This window comes from Methyloceanibacter sp., from assembly GCF_058506495.1.
This window is the reverse complement of sequence record NZ_JBZMXT010000149.1, coordinates 1-3,166: the sequence shown is the minus strand read 5'-3', so window position 1 is coordinate 3,166 and position 3,166 is coordinate 1. Positions and strand designations below refer to the sequence as shown.

Here is a 3,166-nt window from a genome sequence, read left to right as displayed (position 1 = left end):
TGGGGCGCGTTTCTGAAACTATCCAAAGAGTCGAGAACGCGACGCTGGAGGCGCTCGTACCGCGCGTAGAGAAGCCCTATCTTGGCGCGCGTCCCCTACAGGACACGCATGTCCCGCCAACGGCCGAGCCGATCTACAGTCCCGCTGTTGGCTATGTTCAACACATAGATATGGACGCCCTCTCTGCATGCGCCGACGAATGTGGTGGCCAAATTTTTGTCGAGGCGCTGCCGGGCACGTTTGTCGATCCGGCGAGACCGATTGCGCGCGTTCATGGAACGACTGGCGAGAACGTGACAGGTCGTATTGCAAAAGCTTTTGCGGTCGGCAACGAACGGTCTTTTGATCAAGACCCGCGCTTCGGGCTTTGCGTCCTTGCAGAAATTGCATCTCGCGCCCTGTCTCCTGCCGTAAACGACCCGGGAACGGCGATCGATGTGGTCGGCAGGGCAGAGCGGATCCTGTTGCAATGGAGTCCCCCAAGACCCAATCCGAAGAACGAGCCAGACTATCCAAGCGTCTGGATCCCGCCTCTTTCGACCGAGGATCTGTACGACGATGTCTTCACGCCGATTGCACGCGACGGAGCATCGATGTTCGAGGTGCAGGTTCGCCTTCAAAAAGCGCTCTGGGCTCTCTTTACGGCAGGTGATGCGAGTGTACGAAGAGCGGCAACCGCCCAGTCCGAACACTCTCTGGAACGGGCAGAGCAAGCGTTGTCACTCGACTTTGAGAAGGAGCGGGTTCGGACAATCGCTGAGAGACTCGCCGCGGAAACTTAGCCCGGGAAGGCTTCTAACTGTGACGCCAGCCTCGTCAGGCCAAGAGAGCGGGTTGAAAGAGGGGCGCTCGTCGACTCAGACGCAGATATAATTTGAGGATCAGAACAATGGATCGAGAGACCTATCTAGAACAAGTACGAAGAGCTCATCGGAAAGTCATAGAGGCAGTGACGTATCTTCGTGAAGCTGCCGCGCCCTTCGCCGACACACCGCGCCGGGGAGCCATCGAGGCTGTGGCGACTGACGCTGAAAAAGTCGCTCAGTCGCTAGAAGACCATCAGCAAGAAGTCCTCCGAGGTCTTTGGAAGGGCGAAGACCAAAGCCAATCCTAATGGCCAACTGCTGCAGCAACCCGGGAGCCCCGAGCAAAGCTGATCTCGAGTTCGCGGTAGCAATCGCAATGTCCGCTTTTGACACTTAGCTACCGTCGATCTGCGCGAGAGACACGTCTGCTTTTGGGGCACAAAACGGTCGTCGCTGAGCGTTATTAGAATGTCGGCTAATAACCCAAAGCGGACATACGCTTCACAGGCGTGTCTCTGGCCTCACAACGCGGATGCCGACTGTGTCTCAAGCGGGGCCTTCAGAAATGTGCGCGGTAACCTCAAATGAAACGCTTCTTAAGATCCCATTAACCATAAGCGCCGCAACCTGCACACGTGATGAGTGCTGCAGAGCGTCATAGGCATCTGGCTACTTGCTACGAACAAATGGCAGAGCACGACGCTGCGCTTGTAGCGGTTAGAGTGCGCTTTGTTGCCAAAGCCAATTCGTGCTGCGTTGTCGCGAGATTGGCTGCTGTCGACGAGGAATGAGTTAAGCGAAGGGCTCGCAATCGTCCGTCAGCAGACCTCGCAGCCCAAGCACGTCCGTAAAGCAGCACCGGCGAGCCAGCGCTCACACTTAGTTCGATCTCCGCGTACCGCGTCAGTAACACCAATCAAGCAACCTCATAATCCACGAGGTCACGCTTACCTGTGAAACAGCTAACGGGGGATACGATGAGGAGCGCAAAGGGGTGCCGCCCGGTTTTACGGTGGCTAAGAGGCGGTCTGGCTGCTGCTGCAATCGTGTTTCCGACAAGTCTGCACGCTGATTACAGGATGAAGGCTGGCGACGTATCCTTCAATTTCTACGGCTTTGTACAGGCGGACTTCATCTACGACTTTCAGCGCGTTGATCCGGACTGGAAGGACCTGCTCCGGCCATCGAAGATCCCTGTGAATTGCCCGGAAGATCCCGGCTGCGGTAGAGATGGCGAAACAATCTTCAGCGTCCGACAGACACGCGCGGGTTTCGATGCTTTGGTGCCTACTGGGCTCGGTGACTTGAAGACCAAGCTTGAGTTCGAACTGGTTGGCGTGGGCAACGACGCCGGAAAAACCACGCCACGATTGCGGCACGCTTACGGGGAAATTGGCTCAATCCTTGCTGGCCAGACCTGGAGCACGTTTATGGACCCGGATGTGTTCCCCAACTCTATAGAGTACTGGGGTCCGCCGGGCATGGTGTTCTTCCGCAACATACAGCTGCGTTGGACACCCATACGTCGGGACGGTCACTCGGTGGCTATCGCGCTTGAAGCGCCATCGGCAGCGATCGACAGCGGCAAGGTCGACTTCATCGATCCTACACTTGGGGTTCAAGACCGAACACAGTACCCTGATTTGACCGCTCACTGGCGTGCTGAGCGCAACTGGGGACACTTTCAAATCGCGGGCATTGTGCGCTCGGTAGGATTTGAAACCAGCACCACTGCCAGCGCCAACCCTTCGGGCCAGGAAATCGGTTCTGGTGTCAATGTCTCGACGGTCATCAAGGTCGGAAAGCGTGACCGCATCAAGGCCGAGTTCACCTACGGTAGGGGGATCGCGAGCTATCTGAACGACGGCGGTATTGATCTGGGTCCAACGAGCAGCCTCCGGGCAACGACACTGCCGATTATTGGCTGGCTCGCGTTTTACGATCATTGGTGGAATGACCGCTGGAGCACTTCATTCGGTTGGAGTGAGGAGCGAATAGACAACAGCGGCGGCCAGACTGGCGATGCCTTTTCCAATTCGGGGTACGGGCTCGTCAACTTGCTGTACTACCCGACCAACAATATCTTGGTGGGTACAGAACTGCAGTATGGCAGCATCGAGCTCAAGGACGGCAGTAAAGGTTCTGACACGCGCATTCAGACGTCCTTCAAGTGGAGCTTTTGAGCAGTCCGCGAGTCGCTCTATCATTGGACGCTGGGGAGGAAGGATTATGTTCAGAAGCACTTTCCGCACGAGCGCGGCACTGGCGGCCGTGGTGGCCCTGATTTTGGTCCCGAACGCGTTCGCCGAGGCCCCCGATATCAAGCCGGCACAGCTCGAGGCCGTCGTGCAGGAAGCGTA

General features: G+C 57.1%; 3 protein-coding genes. All 3 read left to right on the top strand.

The genetic code is table 11. The annotated features are described in order from the left end of the window. Positions 1-782 (top strand): DUF2254 domain-containing protein (locus AC33YF_RS13385; protein WP_491777711.1); only part of this gene is annotated, 782 nt, incomplete at its 5' end. 107 nt (positions 783-889) lie between these two features. After that, positions 890-1,114 (top strand): hypothetical protein, encoded by a 225-nt coding sequence (locus AC33YF_RS13380; protein WP_491777710.1) that lies wholly within the window; start codon positions 890-892, stop codon positions 1,112-1,114. Positions 1,115-1,885: 771 nt separating this feature from the next. Beyond that, the gene (locus tag AC33YF_RS13375; protein WP_491777709.1) at positions 1,886-2,989 is read left to right on the top strand and encodes a DcaP family trimeric outer membrane transporter; all 1,104 of its coding nucleotides are present in this window, start codon (positions 1,886-1,888) and stop codon (positions 2,987-2,989) included. The last annotated feature ends 177 nt before the right edge of the window (positions 2,990-3,166 follow it).